The organism is Microbacterium sp. Ag1 (assembly GCF_001005635.1).
In the GTDB taxonomy this organism is placed as follows: Bacteria; Actinomycetota; Actinomycetes; order Actinomycetales; family Microbacteriaceae; genus Microbacterium; species Microbacterium oxydans.
The window spans coordinates 165888-183480 of the sequence record NZ_LBCR01000033.1 but is presented as its reverse complement, the minus strand read 5'-3'; the positions used below and the strand labels follow the sequence as shown (position 1 = coordinate 183480).

Annotated in this window: 20 protein-coding genes; 14 read left to right on the top strand and 6 right to left on the bottom strand. The window is 67.1% G+C overall.

Annotated elements, in window-relative coordinates; genetic code table 11:
* Positions 1-2: 2 nt before the first annotated feature.
* The 6 genes from AAY78_RS15785 to AAY78_RS15760 all read left to right on the top strand — a co-directional run bounded on the left by AAY78_RS15785 (position 3) and on the right by AAY78_RS15760 (position 4389).
* Positions 3-1256 carry a glutamate-5-semialdehyde dehydrogenase gene (locus AAY78_RS15785; RefSeq protein WP_046749238.1) on the top strand — a complete coding sequence of 418 codons (1254 nt, stop codon included), beginning with the start codon at positions 3-5 and terminating at the stop codon, positions 1254-1256.
* A gap of 65 nt (positions 1257-1321) precedes the next feature.
* Entirely contained in the window at positions 1322-1546 is a 225-nt protein-coding gene (locus AAY78_RS15780; protein ID WP_021198522.1) for a hypothetical protein, read from the top strand.
* A 6-nt stretch (positions 1547-1552) separates the two neighbouring features.
* The gene (gene nadD, locus AAY78_RS15775; protein ID WP_021198523.1) at positions 1553-2158 is read left to right on the top strand and encodes a nicotinate-nucleotide adenylyltransferase; all 606 of its coding nucleotides are present in this window, start codon (positions 1553-1555) and stop codon (positions 2156-2158) included.
* The gene (locus AAY78_RS15770; protein WP_046749237.1) at positions 2155-3315 is read left to right on the top strand and encodes a hypothetical protein; all 1161 of its coding nucleotides are present in this window, start codon (positions 2155-2157) and stop codon (positions 3313-3315) included. The genes nadD and AAY78_RS15770 overlap by 4 nt, the downstream gene beginning before the upstream one ends.
* Complete coding sequence (gene rsfS, locus AAY78_RS15765) at positions 3315-3698, top strand: ribosome silencing factor (RefSeq protein ID WP_046749236.1); 384 nt, start codon at positions 3315-3317, stop codon at positions 3696-3698. The genes AAY78_RS15770 and rsfS overlap by 1 nt, the downstream gene beginning before the upstream one ends.
* A gap of 1 nt (position 3699) precedes the next feature.
* Positions 3700-4389: an SDR family oxidoreductase gene (locus AAY78_RS15760; RefSeq protein WP_046749235.1), complete on the top strand. Its 690-nt coding sequence runs from the start codon at positions 3700-3702 to the stop codon at positions 4387-4389.
* An 18-nt stretch (positions 4390-4407) separates the two neighbouring features.
* On the opposite strand, the gene AAY78_RS15755 is transcribed toward AAY78_RS15760, so the two are convergent.
* Positions 4408-6063 (bottom strand): dipeptide ABC transporter ATP-binding protein, encoded by a 1656-nt coding sequence (locus AAY78_RS15755; protein ID WP_046749420.1) that lies wholly within the window; start codon positions 6061-6063, stop codon positions 4408-4410.
* A gap of 169 nt (positions 6064-6232) precedes the next feature.
* On the opposite strand from AAY78_RS15755, the gene AAY78_RS15750 reads away from it, so the two are divergent.
* The 8 genes from AAY78_RS15750 (at position 6233) to AAY78_RS15715 (ending at position 14479) form a co-directional block, all read left to right on the top strand.
* Positions 6233-7438 (top strand): dipeptidase, encoded by a 1206-nt coding sequence (locus AAY78_RS15750; protein ID WP_046749234.1) that lies wholly within the window; start codon positions 6233-6235, stop codon positions 7436-7438.
* Complete coding sequence (locus AAY78_RS15745; protein ID WP_046749233.1) at positions 7438-9057, top strand: ABC transporter substrate-binding protein; 1620 nt, start codon at positions 7438-7440, stop codon at positions 9055-9057. The genes AAY78_RS15750 and AAY78_RS15745 overlap by 1 nt, the downstream gene beginning before the upstream one ends.
* A 32-nt stretch (positions 9058-9089) precedes the next feature.
* The gene (locus AAY78_RS15740; RefSeq protein ID WP_046749232.1) at positions 9090-10052 is read left to right on the top strand and encodes an ABC transporter permease; all 963 of its coding nucleotides are present in this window, start codon (positions 9090-9092) and stop codon (positions 10050-10052) included.
* Positions 10049-10948 (top strand): ABC transporter permease, encoded by a 900-nt coding sequence (locus AAY78_RS15735; protein WP_171010996.1) that lies wholly within the window; start codon positions 10049-10051, stop codon positions 10946-10948. The genes AAY78_RS15740 and AAY78_RS15735 overlap by 4 nt, the downstream gene beginning before the upstream one ends.
* A 9-nt stretch (positions 10949-10957) precedes the next feature.
* Positions 10958-12136 carry a M24 family metallopeptidase gene (locus tag AAY78_RS15730; RefSeq protein WP_046749231.1) on the top strand — a complete coding sequence of 393 codons (1179 nt, stop codon included), beginning with the start codon at positions 10958-10960 and terminating at the stop codon, positions 12134-12136.
* A gap of 28 nt (positions 12137-12164) precedes the next feature.
* Complete coding sequence (locus AAY78_RS15725) at positions 12165-13064, top strand: alpha/beta fold hydrolase (RefSeq protein ID WP_046749230.1); 900 nt, start codon at positions 12165-12167, stop codon at positions 13062-13064.
* Positions 13061-14095 carry an Lrp/AsnC family transcriptional regulator gene (locus AAY78_RS15720; RefSeq protein ID WP_046749418.1) on the top strand — a complete coding sequence of 345 codons (1035 nt, stop codon included), beginning with the start codon at positions 13061-13063 and terminating at the stop codon, positions 14093-14095. The genes AAY78_RS15725 and AAY78_RS15720 overlap by 4 nt, the downstream gene beginning before the upstream one ends.
* Positions 14096-14194: 99 nt before the next feature.
* Positions 14195-14479, top strand: coding sequence for a hypothetical protein (locus AAY78_RS15715; protein ID WP_046749229.1), 285 nt, complete (start codon positions 14195-14197; stop codon positions 14477-14479).
* Positions 14480-14582: 103 nt separating this feature from the next.
* On the opposite strand, the gene AAY78_RS15710 is transcribed toward AAY78_RS15715, so the two are convergent.
* The 5 genes from AAY78_RS15710 to AAY78_RS15690 all read right to left on the bottom strand — a co-directional run bounded on the left by AAY78_RS15710 (position 14583) and on the right by AAY78_RS15690 (position 17389).
* The gene (locus AAY78_RS15710) at positions 14583-15257 is read right to left on the bottom strand and encodes a CueP family metal-binding protein (protein ID WP_046749228.1); all 675 of its coding nucleotides are present in this window, start codon (positions 15255-15257) and stop codon (positions 14583-14585) included.
* Positions 15258-15327: 70 nt separating this feature from the next.
* Entirely contained in the window at positions 15328-15921 is a 594-nt protein-coding gene (locus AAY78_RS15705; protein WP_046749227.1) for a DUF305 domain-containing protein, read from the bottom strand.
* A 102-nt stretch (positions 15922-16023) separates the two neighbouring features.
* Entirely contained in the window at positions 16024-16503 is a 480-nt protein-coding gene (locus tag AAY78_RS15700) for a DUF6153 family protein (protein ID WP_046749226.1), read from the bottom strand.
* 82 nt (positions 16504-16585) lie between these two features.
* Positions 16586-16768 (bottom strand): hypothetical protein, encoded by a 183-nt coding sequence (locus tag AAY78_RS15695; RefSeq protein ID WP_046749225.1) that lies wholly within the window; start codon positions 16766-16768, stop codon positions 16586-16588.
* Positions 16769-16852: 84 nt separating this feature from the next.
* Positions 16853-17389 (bottom strand): hypothetical protein, encoded by a 537-nt coding sequence (locus tag AAY78_RS15690; RefSeq protein WP_046749224.1) that lies wholly within the window; start codon positions 17387-17389, stop codon positions 16853-16855.
* Between the last annotated feature and the right edge of the window lie 204 nt (positions 17390-17593).

Here is a 17593-nt window from a genome sequence, read left to right as displayed (position 1 = left end):
GGATGACCGACCAGACCCCGCAGGTGCGCCTGGAGCGCGCCAAAGAGGCCTCTCGCGCCACGGCTGCGCTCACGAGCGATGAGAAGGCGCGAGTGCTCGAAGCGATCGCTGTGGCGCTGAGCGATTCCGCTGTGCAGATCATCGAGGCGAACGGTCGTGACATCGCCCGCGGACGCGCGGAGGGCATCGGGGAGTCACTCATCGATCGGTTGCGTCTCGACGAGAAGCGTGTCGCGGCACTGGCGGCCGCCGTGCGTGAGGTCGCCGCTCTCGGTGACCCGGTCGGGCGCGTCGTCGGCGGCCACCGGATGCCCAACGGTGTCGCCCTCGAGCAGGTGCGCGTACCTTTCGGCGTCGTCGGCGCGATCTACGAAGCCCGGCCCAACGTGACGGTCGACATCGCCGCTCTGGCGCTGCAGTCGGGCAACGCCGTCGTGCTGCGTGGCGGGAGCGCCGCCCGTGAGTCGAACACCGTGCTCGTCGACGTGATGCGGCGGGCGGTGGAGAGTGCAGGGCTCACAGCCGAGGCGATCCAGACGGTTGACGACTTCGGCCGGGACGGCGCGAAGGCGCTCATGCACGGGCGAGGGTTCATCGACGTCCTGGTGCCGCGGGGAAGTGCCGGCCTCATCGAGACCGTCGTCACCGAATCGACCGTGCCTGTGATCGAGACCGGGGCAGGCAACGTTCACATCTTCCTGGATGAGACCGCCCCGGACGACTGGGCGAGCGACATCGTCGTGAACGCCAAGGTGCAGCGGCCGAGCGTGTGCAATGCGGTGGAGACCGTGCTCGTGCATCGACAGGCGGCACCGCGTCTGATCCCGCTGGTGGCCAGCGCGCTGCAGAGCGAGGGCGTCGCGATCCACGGCGATGACATGGTCGTCGGCCTCATGTCGAACGTGATCCCCGCCACGGAGGAGGACTGGAAGACCGAGTACCTCAGCCTCGACATCGCGATCAAGGTCGTGGAGTCCCTGGACGAGGCGCTCGACCACATCCGCCGCTACAGCACGGGTCACACGGAGTCGATCATCACGACCGACACGCGCAATGCGGAGCGCTTCCTGGCCGAGGTGGATTCCGCCGTCGTGATGGTGAACACGTCCACCCGCTTCACGGACGGCGGCGAGTTCGGCTTCGGCGCGGAGGTCGGCATCTCGACCCAGAAGCTGCACGCTCGAGGGCCGATGGGCGTCGCAGAGCTGACCAGCACGAAATGGCTCGCGCGTGGGTCGGGGCAGACCCGCAGCTGAGGGCTAGACTGGGGGACGCTGTACCTCACAGGATCCCGAACAGCACGCCACGAAACGGAGTCAGGATGAACCTCGTCGCACAGATCGCGATGGCCGCTGCCGAAACAGAGCACCACGGCAACGTCGCGCTCGAAACGGTGATCTTCGGAGCCATCGCTGCGGTCGTGTTCGCCTTCCTCGGACTGGTGACCTTCTCCTACAAGAACGTCGCCAACCGCCACTCGGCCAAGGCCGAGGCCTGGGCCGCACAGCACGGCAAGGACGGCCACGAGGCGGGACACGGCCACTAGGCCCCCATGAACGACGCTGCGACCACGCGCCCCCCGCGCATAGGTGTGATGGGCGGCACGTTCGACCCCATCCACCATGGCCACCTGGTCGCAGCCAGCGAGGTGGCGAACTCCTTCGGCCTCGACGAGGTGGTGTTCGTTCCCACCGGTCACCCGTGGCAGAAGTCGGGCGTCTCGCCGAGCGAGCATCGGTACCTCATGACGGTGATCGCCACCGCGTCGAATCCGCAGTTCACCGTGAGCCGGGTCGACATCGACCGTGAGGGGCCCACCTACACGATCGACACGCTGCGCGATCTGAAGCGTGATCGCCCGGATGCGGACCTCTTCTTCATCACCGGAGCCGACGCCGTGGCGCAAATTCTCAGTTGGAGGGACCATGATGAGTTGTGGGAGTTGGCCCACTTCGTCGCGGTCTCGCGCCCGGGACATGTCCTGAGCACCGACGGCCTCCCGAGCGACAACGTCAGCCAACTGGAAGTGCCGGCGCTGTCGATCTCATCGACGGACTGCCGTGAACGCGTTCGCGACGATCAGCCGGTCTGGTATCTGGTCCCTGATGGGGTCGTTCAGTACATAGCGAAGCATCATCTGTATCGGAGCAAGGCATGAGTACATCGGATCGCCAGGAGCAGGGTCCGCTGACGCGCAAGCAGCTACGGGAGATCCGTCTGACGGGTTCGACCCCCGTCATCACCAGCGAGGAGGCCGCCGCCGCGGCGGAAGCCGCGCCCCCCGCGCCGCCGCTGCCTCGGGCCGCCGACCCCGTGGAGGTCGCACCGGCACCGGTCGTCGACGCCGCGAACGGTGACGCACCGCTCACGCGTCGTCAGGTGCGCGAGCTCGAGAAGGTCCGCACGGCCTCCGTGCCGGTGGTCACACCGGAAGGCACCTCGGAAGACGGCGTCGCTGCTGCCGGCGACGGGGAAGCGGAGCAGCCCGCCGAAGCGGGCCCCTCCGACGCCGCCGCCGCGCCCGCGGAGATCGTGTCTGGCGTTCCTGACTTCACCCGCAACGAAGAGCCGGGCGATGCCGACGACGACGATGATGATGACGTCGCCGTCGAGCCCGTCCGGGCATCGGTCGCCGCAGACGCGGTGGGCGAGGTCCCGCTGGAGACCACGGCGGCGTCCACGGGCGATGAGGACGATGTGGCTGCGGCCCTCGGGCTTCCCGCCCAGGCAGAGGACGCCGGCGAGCAGGATCCCGACGACGTGCTCGCCGATGTCGACGACGCCGGGGATGAGGTCGTCGGCGACGCACGCCCGACCGTCAACTCCGCTTTCGGCGAGGGGCTGCTCGCAGACGCTCCCGACCCGCACGCGCCCTTCCGCCCGTCTTTCGATGAGCTGCTCACGGTCGGCGACTCGACCGGCTCCCAGCACTCCGCGCCGAATGCGCTGATCTTCACACCCTCTCCCGGAGAGGGATCGCTCTCCGGTCCCGTCGCATCGACCGGCGAGATCCTCGTGACGGGGTCGTACGAACTGCCGCAGGGCATGGGTTCGCAGGGCCACGCACTCGGCACCACCGACGGCAAGGATGTCGACGCCGTTCTCATCGACGGCGAGCTTCCCCCCGCGTCGTCGCCTACGCCGATCGCCGCCAGCTCGGCGGTCAGCACCATCAAGCCCGCCGGCGAGGTGATCCGTCCGCCGGCGCCTGAGAAGGGCAACCGGCTGATGATCACCCTGGCGATCGTCGCCGGAGGGCTTGCCCTCGCTGTCGGTGTCGTCGTCATCATCGCCATCACCACGAATGTGTTCTGATGCAATCACCTGAAACCGCCGAAGAGATGCTGCGTCTGGCAGCACAGGCCGCCGTCGACAAGGGCGGAGAGGATCTCGTCGCACTCAACGTCTCCGAGCCGCTTCCGCTCGTCGACATCTTCCTGCTCGTCACCGGAAACAGCGAGCGCAATGTCGCCGCGATCGCCGACGAGATCGAAGACCGCCTGATCGAGTCCGGGCACAAGCGCGTCCGCCGAGAGGGTCGGGCGGAGGCTCGCTGGGTGCTGCTCGATTTCGGTGACCTGATCGTGCACGTGTTCCACCAGGAGGAGCGCGTGTACTACGGGCTGGAGCGTCTGTGGAAGGACTGCCCCGTCGTTCCGATCGACGTGGCGGTGCCTGCCGCCACCGACCAGGGCTGACGTGTCAACGCACCTCGTCACCGGTGCGGGTTCCGGCATAGGGGCTGTTCTCGCTGGGCGGCTCCTGGATCGCGGCGACGACGTCGTGGCGCTCGCCCGCGATGCCGGGCGTGCCAGGCAGATCGCGGAGACGCTTCCCGGAGCTTCTGTCCTCGTCGGAGACCTCTCCCAGCCGGGGCGACTGTCGTGGGCGCTGTCGAAGCAGCAGCTGCCCGACCGGATCGATGCGCTCGTCCACGTCGCCGGCGTCGTCGACCTCGGCGATGTGGCTGATCTCGCTCCCGCGCTGTGGGAGCAGCAGCTCGCCGTGAATCTCATCGCCCCTGCCGAGCTCACGCGCCTGCTTCTGCCCGTCCTGCGCGTGTCACAGGGGCAGATCGTGTTCGTCAACTCGGGAGCGGGCCTCCGCGCCAACGCCGGGTGGTCGGCGTATGCGGCGTCGAAGCACGGTCTCCGTGCGCTTGCCGATGCGCTGCGCGCCGAGGAGGCCGCGCACGGAGTGCGGGTGACGTCGATCTATCCCGGCCGCACAGCCACTCCCATGCAGGAGCGCGTGCACCAGCAGGAGGGCCAGGACTACGACGCCGAGCGGTTCATCACGCCGGACGCGGTCGCCACGACCATCCTCACGGCGCTCGATCTTCCACGCGATGCGGAGATCACCGACCTCACGGTGCGACCGGGGCGCTGACTCCGCGCTGCTCCGCGTTCACGCGCTCATTCGGGTGCGGCGCGCGAGCATGCCCCGGTCGGCGCGTGTCTGGGGAGGAATGGCCGAGAGCAACGACCGGGTGTAGGGGTGATCTGCGCGAAGGTAGACGTCTTCGGTCTCACCGATCTCGACCATCTCGCCCAGGTACATGACCGCGACGCGGTCGGCGATGTGCCGCACGAGGGAGAGATCGTGCGCGATGAAGACGATCGACATTCCCAGTCGCTCCCGCAGCTCGCACAGCAGGTCGATGATCTGTGCGCGGATCGACACATCCAGCGCCGAGACGGGTTCGTCGCACACGAGAACGTCCGGGTCGAGTGCGAGTGCCCGAGCGATGCCGATGCGCTGACGCTGTCCGCCGGAGAACTGGTGCGGGAAACGCGAACCCATCTCGGCGGTGAGGCCGACGAGTTCCAGCAGCTCGGCGACGCGCTCGCGCCTGCTCGACGGCGTTCCCGAGTGCGTCGCGGCGAGCGGTTCGGCGATGATCTGCTGCACGGTCATCCGAGGGTTGAGTGACATGTAGGGGTCCTGGAACACCATCTGCACCCCACGCCGCAGGATCTTCCGATCGCGGAGCCGCCCTCTCGTCACATCCTGGTCGCGGTAGCGCAGGGTTCCCGCATCGGGGGAGTCGAGCCCGACCAGCATCCGCGCCAGAGTCGACTTGCCGCTTCCGGACTCGCCGACGATCGCCAGGATCTCGCCCTGGCGGAGGTCGAGGTCGACGTCGGCTACCGCGGCGACCCGGTGCGCACGGCGCCCGCTTCCCGAACGGAAGGTGCGCTCGAGGCCGCGTCCCTCCAGGATCGGCGGGGTGTCGGCATCCTGCGCCGCCGGGCTCACATCTCGCGGCATCGAGTTCAGCAGCTGCACCGTGTACGGATGCTGCGGCTCGGTGAGCACGACGTCGGCGGATCCCGTTTCGACGATGCGACCGGTGCGCATGACGGCGACCTGATCCGCGACCTCCATCACGACACCGAGGTCGTGCGTGATGAGCAGGATCCCCATTCCGAGTCGATCACGCAGAGAGAGCAGCAGATCGAGGATCTGGGCCTGCACCGTCACATCGAGCGCGGTCGTCGGCTCATCCGCGATGATGAGATCAGGGTCCAGCGCGATCGCCATGGCGATCAGGATGCGCTGGCGCTGGCCGCCGGAGAACTGGTGCGGGTAATCGTGCACACGCTTGTCGGGGGAGGGGATACCGACGAGGGCCAGCAGCTCGACCGCGCGCGCCTGGGCGGCGCTCCGGCCGATGCTGCGGTGAGCACGGATCAGATCGATGATCTGATCGCCGATGCTGAGGACCGGATTCAACGCGGAAAGGGCGTCCTGCATGACCAGGCTGACGTGCACACCCCGCAGGCGCCTGTGCTGTTCGGCGGAGAGGGAGAGGAGATCGGTCCCGCTGAGCGTCAGGGTGTCCGCCTCCACATCCCCGTTGTCGATGAGGCCCATGATCGCGCGGGCGGTCATGGACTTTCCTGATCCGGACTCGCCCAGCAGCGCGAAGACCTCGCCCCGGCGCACGGTGATGTCGATGCCATCGACCACGCGGTTGCGCCGGCCTTCGCCGGTGAGGGTGACGGTGAGTCTCTTGACGTCCAGGACGACGGTGTTCCGGGGGGCGGGTGCGTTCTCCATGGGTGCCATCATGCCAGCTTCCAGCCTCTGAATTGTTTCGAACAGGAAACATTTCGTCTGGAAATAATCACAGAGGTTGACATCTATGCCGAAATCCTCCAGATTCGAGGAAACTCCCGCTTGGTGACCGAGTGGGACACCCGCATCATCGAACCGAAGGAGCGCATCCGTGCTTGAACAAGCTGGCCGGTACACCGGCTACACCGCGTACGACTATCTGGAAGCCGGCAAGGACTACCGCGAATTCCGCTACGCCAAGCAGATCGGCCGCGTCCCGGCTTACGATCTCGGCCTGAGCGATGCGCAGCGCGAACGCACCGAGCGCCTGCTCCGCGAGGAGACCGTGATCTCCCTGCACGAGCATGTGCAGGTCTTCCCCGAGGACATGGGCGAGCTACGCGACCACATCCGCCAGGGTCGCGAACCCACCGGCTACCAGGGTCTCGCCCGTTCCGGACTCACGGCCGTGTTCGACAACGGTATGGACGGCACCTGCTGCATCTCGAGCGACGCAGGGTGGAAGTACCAGGACGTGCTGTTCGACCTCGGTGTTCGCATGGCCGACCTCGCGCACCAGGACTTCGTGATCAAGGCCGAGTCGATCAAGGACATCCGCCACGCGGCGGAGACCGGCCGAGTCGCGCACATCTTCGCGCTCGAGGCGTCGACCATGATCGAGAACGAGGTCGACCGCCTCGACGTGCTGTACGGCTTCGGCGTGCGTCAGATGGGCATCGCCTACTCCGAGGCCAACATGCTCGGAGGCGGACTGAAGGAGCGGGGCGACGGCGGACTGACATACTTCGGCGAGCGCGCGGTCGAGCGGATGAACAAGCTCGGCATCGCGATCGACATCTCCCACTCCGGGGACCAGACGTGCCTCGATGTGATCGCCCACTCGACGAAGCCGGTCTTCATCACGCACGCCGGTGCTCGTGGGCTGTGGCCGACCAACCGCATGAAGACCGACGAGACGATCATCGAGTGCGCCAAGCGCGGCGGTGTGATCGGCATCGAGGCGGCTCCGCACACCACCATCTCGCCCCAGCACCCGAAGCACTCGCTGGAGTCAGTGATGGATCACTTCCAGTACTGCGTCGACCTGGTGGGCCTGGAGCACGTGAGCTTCGGACCGGACACGCTGTTCGGGGACCATGTCGGCCTTCACGACGCGTTCTCGTCGAACCTGTCGCTGGGGCAGGCGCACGCCAACGTCGACTACGAGAAGCAGCCGTACGTCGACGGCATCGAGAACCCGGCCGAAGCCTTCTACAACATCATCGGCTGGCTTGTGAAGCACGACTACTCCGACGACGAGATTCGCGCCGTCGTCGGAGGGAACACCATGCGCGTACTCGAGGAGGTCTGGGTCTGATGAAGTACAGCAAGTTCCTCGCCCTCGGTGCGGCCGCGGCTCTCGCCGTCGGTCTCGCCGCGTGCGCCCCGTCCGCGCCGGAACCGGGGGAGTCGTCCGGCTCCGCCGGTCCGAGCGACGAGACGATCAGCATCGGCACGACGACGGATGTCGTGAACTTCAACCCGGTGCTCGGCAACAGCAGAACGGATTCGTGGATCACGAACCTGATGTATCCGCACCTGCTGAGCATCAGCGATGACGGCAGCAAGGAAGCCCACGTGGCCACGGATTGGGGCTACGTGGATGACACCACGGGCTTCTACGAGATCCGCGACGACCTCACCTGGAGCGACGGCGAGCCCCTCACCGCCGAAGACGTGGCGTGGACCCTGAACGCGGTCAAGCGCGATCAGGCCCCCGGCACGTTCTACGGACAGCTCGGCAACCTCGACACCGCGACAGCCGTGTCGGACACCCGTGTCGAGCTCACTCTCACCCAGCCGGACTCGTCCATCGTCGAGGAGATCGGGTTCTGGGGTGTCGTCGTCCCGCAGCACGTCTTCGAGCCGAAGGGATCGATCGCCGAGTTCGCGAACGACGGCAGCGACGGGGGATGGGTGGGCATGGGCCCGTTCATCATGAGCGACTTCCAGGTGGGTCAGCACTACACGCTGAAGCGCGTCGAGGACTACCCGCTCGTCAAGGGCGGCGTCCCTGGACCCGCCGAGGTCGTGTATCGCGTGTATCCGGACGTGAACACCGAGATCCTGGCACTGCAGAGCGGCGAGATCGATGTGATCGCGAACGCGCTGCCGCCGGCACAGGTCGAGCAGCTCGGCAACACCGACGGTCTGCAGGTCATCGAGGCTCCGGGGCTCGGCTACGCCCACCTGGTCTACAACATGGACAGGCCGGACCTCGCGAAGACCGAGGTCCGTCAGGCACTCGCCCATGCCGTCGACTACGACGCGATCCGCACTGTCGTGCTGCAAGGGCAGGCCGTCTCGACGGGCTCCAGTGCGCTGATGCCGGTGCTCGCGAAGTACTACGACAAGTCGGTCAAGGAGTACGAGTTCGACCCCGAGAAGTCGCGCTCGCTCATGGAGAAGGCCGGCTACGCGGCGGACGCGAGCGGGAAGTTCCCGGTCTCGTTCCGGCTGATCTACTCGCTGCAGGACAGCGTCACCAGCCAGTGGGCCCAGATGGTGAAGGACAGCGCGGCAGAAGCCGGCATCACGATCGAGCTGCAGGGCACCGAGCGCAACACCTACCTCTCCATGACAAGCGAGGGCGACTACGACATCTATGCGGGCAACTTCGCCATCATGGACGACCCGGTGACGAACTTCTCGCTGTCGTATCTCCCCGGCGGGGCGATCAACTACACGCACGTGGACGATCCCGACCTCAACGCCCTGATCGAGGAGGGAATGGTCACCTTCGACCAGGACGAGAAGATCTCGATCATGCGCAAGGCGAACAAGATCGTCCATGAGCAGGTCTACGACAACATCATGTACACGCAGAACCTGTTCTTCGCAGCCAGCGACGAGTGGGCCGGCTTCATCGCGAAGCCGAGCGAGCTGCTCTCGATCGTGAACCCGCTCTCGCTCGCGAGCGCGCACCCGGTCGAGTAACAACCACCGAAATCTCGAGGAAGGTCGCCCGGGTGTCCCGAGCATCGTTCATTCTCCGTCGCGCCGGTCGCGGTCTGCTCACGATCTGGTTCGCCGTGACCGTGACGTTCCTGCTGCTGCGTCTGCTTCCCGGTGACCCGGCGCTGGCGCTGGCGAGTCCGAACATGACGGACGACATCCGGGCGACCATCCTCGAGCAGTACGGTCTGGACCAGCCCCTGATCGTGCAGTACGGGCTCTACATGTGGCAGTTGCTGCAGGGGAACCTCGGCATCTCTTTCACGCAGTCGATCCCGGTCACGGACGTCCTGCTGCAGCGGCTGCCGTGGACGCTCCTGCTGACCATCACGGCGCTGGTGCTCACGATCCTCATCGGAGTACCGCTGGGTGTGGCCGCGGCTTCCCACAAGGGACGGTTCGTCGATAGGGCGGTGCAGGTGCTCGGAGTCACCGGGCAGTCGCTGTTCGTGCCGAGCGTCGCGATCCTGCTGCTGTTCGTGTTCGGTCTGAATCTGGGGTGGTTCCCGATCGGTGGGGCCTACACCAACAACACCTACGGCTTCGAGTGGTATCTGAGCGTCGCGCAGCACCTGGTCCTGCCGGCGGTGTCGCTCATGCTGATCCAGGTGGGCTCCTACGTCCTGACGATGCGATCGACGTTGATCGAGACGCTCGGCGAGGACTACATCCTCCTCGCCAAGGCGAACGGCATCCGCGGCAGCCGCATCCTCTGGAAGCATGCGTTGCGCAACGCCCTGCTCCCGACCACCACCCTGATCGGACTGCAGCTCGGCTTCCTGGTCGGCGGCGCCGTGCTCACGGAGACGGTGTTCGCCTACCCCGGCATCGGCCGTGGCATCTACGAAGCAGTCACCCAGCTCGACTTCCCCGTCCTGCAGGGTGCGTTCCTCATGCTCGCCGTCACGGTGGTCGTGGCGAACACCATCACCGACATCATCTACGGCTACCTGGACCCGAGAGTGAAGACCTCATGACCGCTCCGATGCCCTCCGCAGAGGCCCTGACCCCGAGTGAGCCGACCGCTGCAGGCAGCGAGCGGGCGAGCGCCCACACCTGGCGTGCGTTCCGCCGTGACCCGCTCGGCATGATCTCCCTCGGACTGCTGGTCCTGCTCGTGATCGTGGCTCTCGCCGCGCCTCTGATCGCTCCGTATCCGGCCAGCTACGGACCCGACGTACTGCGTCCGCCGAGCGGTGACCACTGGTTCGGCACCGATGCTCTCGGGCGGGACGTGTTCTCCGAGGTGATCTGGGGCACGCAGCAGAGTGTGCTGGTGGCCGTGGCGGCCTCGCTGATCGCGATCGTCTTCGGCACGATCATCGCGGTCCTCGGAGCGTACTTCCGCAAGCTCGACAGCTTCATCAGCGTGATCGTCGACATGACGCTCTCGCTCCCCGTGCTGCCGCTCATGATCCTGATCGCCGCGTTGGTGGGGCCGAGCACATCGACCATCATCTTCGTGGTCGCTGCGTTCTCCTGGCCGGAGGTCACCCGCCTCGTGCGTTCTCAAGCGCTCACGGTGGTCGGTCTGCCCTACGTCGACGCGTCGCGGCTGATGACCACGTCTCCGGTGTGGATCATCACCAAGCACGTGCTGCCCGCTGTGACCCCGGTGGTCGTCGTCTCCGTGGTGGTGACGGCCTCACGGGCTGTGCTCTCGGCCGCGGGACTGGCCTTCCTCGGCCTCGGCGACCCGACGACCTGGTCCTGGGGGCGCATCCTCTACGAGGCGCAGCAGGCCGGTGCGATGGTCAGCGCCTGGTGGCTGACGCTCTTCCCCTCGATCGCGATCCTCATCCTGGTGCTCTCCGCGACACTGCTCTCGATCGCCTACAACGACGCGCGCAACCCGCGCCACCTCGCCCGATAGGAGTCCGTGATGACCGAGTTCGACCAGCGTCTCGCGCCCGAGTTCTTCGACCGGGTACAGACCAGGGTGCGCGAGCGGATGGCCGAAGCGGGTTTCGATGCCTTCCTCACCGATCACCCCGAGGACATCGCGTACCTCACCGGTTTCTTCCACCACCCGTCCGAGCGTCCGGTGGCGATCTGGCTCGAGGCGGGAGGCCGCGTGGTCATGCTGCTGCCCGAGCTGGAACGCGAGTACGCCGAATCGCAGTCTTCCCGTGCGGAACTGGTCGCGTTCTTCGAGTATCCCGGCGTCGTCGCGCCCTTCGAAGTGCTCGCCCGTGCGGTCTCACCTCGCGGGCGGGTCGGGTTCGCGGCGTCGATGCCGTCCGCCCGCCTGTCTGCGGCGAGGGAGGCGATGCCCGATGCCGATCTCGTCGCCTCGGGGCTGCTCACCCGTGCCCGCTACGTGAAGTTCCCCGAGGAGGTGGAGCTGCACCGTGAAGCGGCCCGTGTCACCGACCGGATGCTCGACGCCGGCGTGCAGCTGGTGCAGGCGGCGGTCGCGGCCGGGGGAGATCTTCCGACCGAGGCCGAGCTCGAGCGACACGTCACCGCGACCGGCACCGGCATCATGTACGCCGAGCACCGCAATGTCGTCGTCGCGTCACTGCTGGCCGGGGGACTGGTCTATTCAGGGCCCAATTCCGCCTTCCCGCACGGGCTCCCCTCGGTGAACCGTCTCAAGGCCGGCGACACCTTCATGCTCTCCCTGGGCTGCGCGGTCGGCGGTCGGTTCATCGAGGGGGAGCGCACCTTCGTGCTGGGCGAACCCACTGCGCAGCAGCGGCGGTACCACGACGCGATCCACGCGGCACAGCTGCGCGGTCGCGAGACCATCCGTGCGGGGCTCGAGTGCCGTGAGGCCAACCGCCTGTGCCTCGATGTGATCCGCGACGCCGGACTCGGAGAGTACATCCGGCACCGGCAGGGGCACGGCATCGGTCTCGGCATGCACGAGGCGCCATGGCTGGAAGACGGAGACGCCACGCAGCTCGAGGCGGGAATGGTCGTCTCGAATGAACCCGGTATCTATGTGCCGGGCCACGCCGGCTACCGGATCAGCGACAGCATGCTCGTGACGGCCACCGGCGCCGAACCCCTGACCACCTTCCCGCGCAGCCTCGACGAGTGCACGATCGCGCTCTGACCCACGGAATCCCAGAGAAGCAGAGAACATGACATCCACCCCGCCGGTATCCCCGGAGTTCGCCGCAGCCACCAGTGACCACGAATGGGTCGAGATCAACGGGAACCACCTGGCCGTCGAGGTCCTCGGTCCCGAGGGCGCTCCGGTCATCATCACCCATCACGGAGCCCCCGGCCTCGGGTCCCGCGCCGAACCGCGAGCCAGTTTCGGTCGACTCGCCGACGAATACCGCGTCGTGGTGTTCGATGCGCGCGGCAGCGGAGCGAGCGAGGGCCTCGGCACCTACAGCCACGAGCAGTGGGCGGCGGACATCGACGGTCTGCGGGAGTGGATCGGTGCGGAGAGGATCGTGATCGCCGGTGGCTCGTACGGCGGTTTCATGGCCATGGAGTACGCACTGCGATACCCGGAGCGCGTGCGGGCGATCGTGCTGCGCGACACCTCTCCGGACAACTCCAACGCGCACCTGGCGCGTGAGAACGCCCTCGCCTCGGACCGTGTCACGATCGACATGGAGAAGTTCGACCGCATCGACGTCGGACAGGTCCACGACGACGAGGACCTGAAGGACTGCTGGCGCGAGATCCTGCCCCTGTACGACTTCGTGTACGACCCGGAAGCGACCGAGCGCAAGGTGCAGGCGACGCCGTACCGCTATCGCGCGCACAACTACGCCTTCTCTGTGAACCTCCCGAACTACGACCTCAAACCGCGCCTGCCCGAGATCGGTGTGCCGACACTCATCACCGTGGGCCGGACGGACTGGATCACGCCAGTATCGTGTAGCCAGACGATCGCCGATCTCATCCCGGACTCCGAGATGGTGGTGTTCGAGAAGTCGGGGCACTCCCCGCAGATCGAGGAGGCAGAGGCGTGGACGAAGACCGTGCGCACGTTCCTGCACCGGGTGTACCCGCCGACCCGATGAGCAGCGTCGATCTCACGAGGGAAGTGAGCGACCTCGACCGACGGATCGTCGTCGCGCTGCAGCAGGACGGCCGAGCGAGTTGGACGTCGATCGCCGAGTTCGCCGGAGCCGCCGTCTCCACGGTCACCCGACGCGGACAGCAGCTGCTCGCCGAGGGGCTGGTGCGGGTCGGGATCGTTCCGACGCTGGGCAGTGAAGGCCATGTCGAGACCTTCTTCGTCCGGATCAACTGCACGCCCGGTTCCCAGCTGAGCGTCGCGCAGGCTCTGATCGGTTCGCCCTACGTGCGGTTCGTGACGCTGGTCACCGGCAAGTTCGACGTGTTCGCCGAGGTCGTCATCCCGGGGGATTCCGCCACCTACGCGCACGTCCTCACGGACCTGCAGGCGATACCGGGTGTCGAGCGTTGGCGCAGCGACCTGGTCGTGCACACCTACAAGGTGAGCTTCGACTGGGGGAGGCAGCTCTACGACGCGCACGCCGAAGCCGCGAGCGATCCGCAGTCGTACATGCCCGCGCCGAACACCTGCGATCCCACGCACTTCGATGACGCGGACCGCGCGATCGTCGAGGAGCTTCGACACAACGGTCGTGCCTCCTTCCAGTCGATCGGCGACAAGCTGGACATGAACGAGAGCAGCGTCCGTCGCCGGTACGAACGCATGCGCAACGGCGGGTGCTTGACGACCGTGACCATGGTTCCGGCGTCCGCACTCGGCATGAGCGCCGAGACACTTCTCATCCTTCGGGTGGAACCCTCTCGGATCGCCTCGGTGGCACGCACCCTCGCCCAGCACGTCTCGGTGCGCTTCCTGGCCGCAGCGCTCGAGGAGAACTCCCTCTACTGCGAGATCATCCTGCCGAGCACCGAGACGCTCCACGACTTCCTCACCGGGACCATCGCGCACCTCAAGGGAGTCAGAGGATGGAACGCGGCCATGGAACTGGTGTTCATGAAGCGAGGATTCATCGAGACACCCTGGTGGCGCGCGCAGGTCGCCTCGGCCGAGGCCGCCGAGAACGCCTCCTGACCCCGCGGCGGCATCCTTCGCGAGCAGTGTCAAGGGGCTTTGCGTGAGCCGAACCGTGGCGCACTCTTTGAGGAAGAGAGAGTCCTGGAGGGCCCGCACATGTCTGAACTTCCGGATCCACGTTTCATACTGAATCGCATCACCGCGTCGGAGTGGGTGATCAACGACCTCCGTTACTCGCCGAACGATCCGCGCCATGTGGTGGCGTGCGTGTACGAACTGGCCGAGACCGAGGTCGAGGTCACGTGGCTTCGCGACCTTCCCCTCGCGTCCCGATACGGTACGGCCTTCGAAGTGCTGGAGGACGTCGAGAGGATGCGCGGGTCGAGCAGGGCCACGCGTCCGATCTCGATCTCGCACGTGCCGCCGCTGCTCGCGACCTAGCAGGCCGCACGTCGACAGCAGAAGCGCACCCCTCCGTACACGGAGGGGTGCGCTTCTTCATGCCACGCGGCGGCAGGACGAGCTCAGAGCGTCGTCGGTCGGCTCACCGCAGCTGGAGATCCGTGATGCAGGTGCGGTCGTCGGGAGAGGTCGTCGACAGTGGCACGGAGCCGGTCAGCCCCTGGCTCTCGACGGTCAGCGTCGTCTCGAGGCCGCGGGGCACCCATACGCCGACGAAGCCGTTGTCCTGGGTTCGTCGGGTCTCGTCGACGACAATGCTCCCGTCGTCGGTCGTCAGGGTGACACGGACCTCCGTGTCGGCGAGCTCGCCCACGCACGTCGTGAGGCTGTGGAAGTGGCACTCGTGGGTCTGATCGCGGAACGGCGCGATCGAGACGTAGACGGCGTCGTCGGGCAGGGGAAGTCTGCCCTCTCTGCCCCTGGCGTCTCGAAGCACGAGCGTGTCGGGCTCTACCGAGGCGAGGAGGTCATCAGGACGATCCACGAGGGCCGTCGCCTCGAGCCGCGCGATCACCTCGCGGACGTCGAGCGCCGCCAGATCGTGTACGGCGAGCAGCTCTTGTGCCACTGCCGCCGAGCCGGCGTCCGTCGATGGCGTGGAGGCCGATTGCGAGGGTGAGGTCTGCGAGGGCGTCGTCTGCACGCCGGCCGAGCATCCGGTCAGGGCGATACCGGTGGCAGCGAGGGCGGCGAGCGTGACGGACAGCCGACGCCGCTGGAGCGTGTGGACGACGGCGGGCATGGTGGGGAGGTTCATGGCGTGGTTCCTTCGTGCGGAGGAGGGCCGGTGCCGCACTGCGCGGCGCCGACACCGGCCCGGGGATGGGTCAGAGAGAGGAGAGGAGGTCCTTCATCTCCTGGATCTCCTCCGTCTGCGCGTCGATGATCGTCTGGGCGAGCTCGACCGCTTCCTGGTCGCTTCCTTCGTCGACCTGGGTCTGCGCCATCTCGACGGCCCCCTCATGGTGCGCGATCATCTGCTCGAGGAACAGTCGGGAGGCCTCGGCACCGTCGGCCGCGCGGAGGGCCGCGAGGTCGTCGTCGCTCATCATCCCGTCCCCGTGATCCATCGCACCCGCGTCGCGATCGTCGGAGCCGACGCCCCACTCGTCGAGCCAGCCTTCGAGCTGTTCGATCTCCGGTCCCTGAGCGGTCTTGATCCGCTGGGCGAGAGCGGTGACGGCCGGGTCGACCCCGGGAGACGCGAGCACGATGTCGCTCATCTCGATGGCCTGCTGGTGGTGGACGATCATCATCGAGGTGAACATGATGTCCGCCTCGTCGACGCCGGCGGGTGCCGACGACGAGCCGTGGTCCATCCCCGGCATCGAGCCGTCAGTGTCGCCGGTCGCGCAGCCGGACAGCAGCAGGACCGTGGACAGGGCGAGTGCGGTCGTGACCGCAGCACGGATCTTCTTCATGGTGTTCTCCAATACGCATAGTCGTCGCGCGCACGCCGATGACGGCGCGCGCAAGGTGAGTGGTGCGGAGCCGGGCACGAGGGGTGCGGGCTCGACGGCCGCTCAGGTGCGACTGATGCAGAGAACGTGAAGCGAAGGGGCTTGGGGGAGCGCGCGGGAGGTGAGGGCCCCGGTCGGAGAGGACCGGAAGACGGTGGTTGCCCAGGCCCGGAGCGCACCGGGAGCGATGACCAGCGCGAGTGCGAGCAGCAGAGCGAGTACGCACATCATCGCCATGCCGGCGTGGTCGTCACTGCCGCAACCTGCACAGGACATGTCGCCGGCGTTCGTCGAGTTCCCGGAGGGGTGAGCCTGCGCCGCGCCGTGCGGAGCCGCCGCATGGTGAGCGGGCGTCGTGGCGGTGTCGCTCACCGGCATCGCGACTGCTGCCGGCGCCTCGGCGGATGGCGTCCCGTGCAGATTCAGGGTGTGCATCCCCAGGAGTCCGAGGATGATCGCGGCTACGAGGAGAACGGCGGACAGCAAACCGCGGAAGACGCTCGATGAGCCTCTTCCTGACCACGTCGCCACCACCGGTGCCATGAGGCAAGTCTAGGCGGAGCGGTGGGAGTCGACGGGGTCGGCGGAGTCGAGGAGAGCAGCGGCGGGGCGGTTCCCGCGGCGCTCAGTCGTCGTGGGTGTCGTCTTCGTCGGCCCCGGCGGCGATGCGGTCCGCTTCGGCGCTGTCGACCAGCGCGTCGTCGGCATCGGGGTCGAGGACACGCTCGCCGTCGACGTCTTTCGTCGGAACGTCGGCCTCGTCATCGTGGAGGATCGGAGGCAGGGGAGGAATGATGGGGTTCGACATGGTCGCGTCCTTTCGTGGAGATGGCTTCACGGTAGGACGGGCGTCGACGACGCAGAATCGGGTTGACGCTCGGGGAGGGGCGCGCTAGGGGCGACCCTCAGCGACCCGAATCGCGTGTCGGGTCGGGACGGGGTGGTAGACCGCCTGTCGTTCGATGGCGGCCGCCGCGAAATCGCCGTCGCCGTTGATGACGTGCCCTTGGTGCAGCACGATGCGGCTGGCGTGGCCTCGGCCTTTGAGCACGGCGCCGCGCAGATCAGGATCGACGTCTCGATAGCTGCCTCCGCCGCCGAGGTCGACGCTTATCGCGCTGACATCGCCGAGGATCTGGCAGCCGTCTCCCAGACGAGAGGCTCCGGCGACATCGATCTTCCCGCGAAGACGGACCCGGTCGCCGACGGTGACCGTCGAGTCGGGGCGATTGAGAAGAGAGTCGGGGCCGGCGTCGAATCGGACGTGCGGGAAGAACACGTTCCCCGTGCCCGTGCGAACGTGTGCCGACACCAGCGTGGAGTACGGGTCGAGGAAGACGTTTTGCGCGTCCGCGATGAGCTCGCTCACGGTCAGATATCCGCGATCCGAACGCACCCGGTCGGTGTAGGCGAGAGGTGTCTCCGTCATCGGGCCTCCTGTCGTGCCGATCATGTCACACCGTCCCGTGAGACGAAGAAGAACCCCGCAGGCTCGGCTATTCAGCGGGAGCAACTCGTCACCTCCCAACCCTCATCAGCTGGCTCCCACGGGTCGCCACGTCAGAATCTGCGCCACTGCTCGTCACCTCGCAAGAACCCGTCGCACCGCGTGTCCCGCCAGCGGCCGCTCATG

Excerpts from the sequence above, each read along its gene's own strand:
- AAY78_RS15785 (WP_046749238.1), top strand. The coding sequence starts at position 3 with ATGACCGACCAGACCCCGCAGGTGCGCCTGGAGCGCGCCAAAGAGGCC.
- AAY78_RS15780 (WP_021198522.1), top strand. The coding sequence starts at position 1,322 with ATGAACCTCGTCGCACAGATCGCGATGGCCGCTGCCGAAACAGAGCAC.
- nadD (WP_021198523.1), top strand. The coding sequence starts at position 1,553 with ATGAACGACGCTGCGACCACGCGCCCCCCGCGCATAGGTGTGATGGGC.
- AAY78_RS15770 (WP_046749237.1), top strand. The coding sequence starts at position 2,155 with ATGAGTACATCGGATCGCCAGGAGCAGGGTCCGCTGACGCGCAAGCAG.
- rsfS (WP_046749236.1), top strand. The coding sequence starts at position 3,315 with ATGCAATCACCTGAAACCGCCGAAGAGATGCTGCGTCTGGCAGCACAG.
- AAY78_RS15755 (WP_046749420.1), bottom strand. The coding sequence starts at position 6,063 with ATGGAGAACGCACCCGCCCCCCGGAACACCGTCGTCCTGGACGTCAAG.
- AAY78_RS15745 (WP_046749233.1), top strand. The coding sequence starts at position 7,438 with ATGAAGTACAGCAAGTTCCTCGCCCTCGGTGCGGCCGCGGCTCTCGCC.
- AAY78_RS15735 (WP_171010996.1), top strand. The coding sequence starts at position 10,049 with ATGACCGCTCCGATGCCCTCCGCAGAGGCCCTGACCCCGAGTGAGCCG.
- AAY78_RS15730 (WP_046749231.1), top strand. The coding sequence starts at position 10,958 with ATGACCGAGTTCGACCAGCGTCTCGCGCCCGAGTTCTTCGACCGGGTA.
- AAY78_RS15725 (WP_046749230.1), top strand. The coding sequence starts at position 12,165 with ATGACATCCACCCCGCCGGTATCCCCGGAGTTCGCCGCAGCCACCAGT.
- AAY78_RS15720 (WP_046749418.1), top strand. The coding sequence starts at position 13,061 with ATGAGCAGCGTCGATCTCACGAGGGAAGTGAGCGACCTCGACCGACGG.
- AAY78_RS15715 (WP_046749229.1), top strand. The coding sequence starts at position 14,195 with ATGTCTGAACTTCCGGATCCACGTTTCATACTGAATCGCATCACCGCG.
- AAY78_RS15710 (WP_046749228.1), bottom strand. The coding sequence starts at position 15,257 with ATGAACCTCCCCACCATGCCCGCCGTCGTCCACACGCTCCAGCGGCGT.
- AAY78_RS15705 (WP_046749227.1), bottom strand. The coding sequence starts at position 15,921 with ATGAAGAAGATCCGTGCTGCGGTCACGACCGCACTCGCCCTGTCCACG.
- AAY78_RS15700 (WP_046749226.1), bottom strand. The coding sequence starts at position 16,503 with ATGGCACCGGTGGTGGCGACGTGGTCAGGAAGAGGCTCATCGAGCGTC.
- AAY78_RS15695 (WP_046749225.1), bottom strand. The coding sequence starts at position 16,768 with ATGTCGAACCCCATCATTCCTCCCCTGCCTCCGATCCTCCACGATGAC.
- AAY78_RS15690 (WP_046749224.1), bottom strand. The coding sequence starts at position 17,389 with ATGACGGAGACACCTCTCGCCTACACCGACCGGGTGCGTTCGGATCGC.